The 1352-nt window shown below is 68.3% G+C and carries 1 pseudogene; it reads right to left on the minus strand.

The annotated features are described in order from the left end of the window. Positions 1–1352 (minus strand): annotated as a pseudogene (locus KUW17_RS23170) (hypothetical protein); the annotation flags it as partial.

Below are 1352 nucleotides of genomic sequence, written 5' to 3' on the forward strand. Positions count from 1 at the left end.
TCATCCTCCGGGTCCAAGGTGTCACCGTCACCAGCTAGCTCGTCCTCTGGATCCGAAGTGCCTCCATCGCCATCGGGTTCATCCGCCGGATCCGAAGTTTCACCACCGTCGCCAGCGGGCTCGTCTTCCGGGTCCGAGGTACCGCCACCTTCGCCAGCGGGTTCATCCGCCGGGTCCGAGGTGCCGCCGCCGTCTCCGTCGGGCTCATCCGCCGGGTCCGAAGTGCCGCCGCCGTCGCCAGCGGGCTCATCCTCCAGCTCCGAGGTGCCGCCGTCGTCTCCGACGGGCCCGTCTTCCGGCTCCGAGGTTTCACCACCGTCTCCACCGGGCTCGCCCTCCGGGTCCAAGGTGTCACCGCCTTCGCCATCGGGTTCATCCGCCAAGTCCGAAGTTTCACCGCCGTCACCTGCGGGTTCATCCGCCGGGTCCGAAGTTTCACCATCGTCTCCGTCGGACCCGTCTTCCGGCTCCGAGGTTTCACCACCGTCTCCACCGGGCTCTCCCTCTGGGTCCAAGGTGTCACCGCCTTCGCCATCGGGTTCATCCGCCAAGTCCGAAGTTTCACCGCCGTCACCTGCGGGTTCATCCGCCGGGTCCGAGGTACCGCCGTCACCGCCAGCGGGCTCATCCTCCGGGTCCAAGGTGTCACCACCGTCTCCGCCGGGCTCATCTGCCGGGTCCGAGGTGTCACCGCCGTCGCCAGCAGGCTCGTCTTCCGGGCCCGGGGTACCACCACCGTCTCCGCCAGGCTCATCCTCCGGGTCCGAGGTACCGCCGTCACCAGCTAGCTCGTCCTCTGGATCCGAAGTGCCTCCATCGCCATCGGGTTCATCCGCCGGGTCCGAGGTGCCGCCGCCGTCTCCGTCGGGCTCATCCGCCGGGTCCGAAGTGCCGCCGCCGTCGCCAGCGGGCTCATCCTCCAGCTCCGAGGTGCCGCCGTCGTCTCCGACGGGCCCGTCTTCCGGCTCCGAGGTTTCACCACCGTCTCCACCGGGCTCGCCCTCCGGGTCCAAGGTGTCACCGCCTTCGCCATCGGGTTCATCCGCCAAGTCCGAAGTTTCACCGCCGTCACCTGCGGGTTCATCCGCCGGGTCCGAAGTTTCACCATCGTCTCCGTCGGACCCGTCTTCCGGCTCCGAGGTTTCACCACCGTCTCCACCGGGCTCTCCCTCTGGGTCCAAGGTGTCACCGCCTTCGCCATCGGGTTCATCCGCCAAGTCCGAAGTTTCACCGCCGTCACCTGCGGGTTCATCCGCCGGGTCCGAGGTACCGCCGTCACCGCCAGCGGGCTCATCCTCCGGGTCCAAGGTGTCACCGTCACCAGCTAGCTCGTCCTCTGGATCCGAAGTGCC

Origin of the sequence: Leisingera aquaemixtae, assembly GCF_019801145.1 — a bacterium.
GTDB lineage: Bacteria > Pseudomonadota > Alphaproteobacteria > Rhodobacterales > Rhodobacteraceae > Leisingera > Leisingera aquaemixtae_A.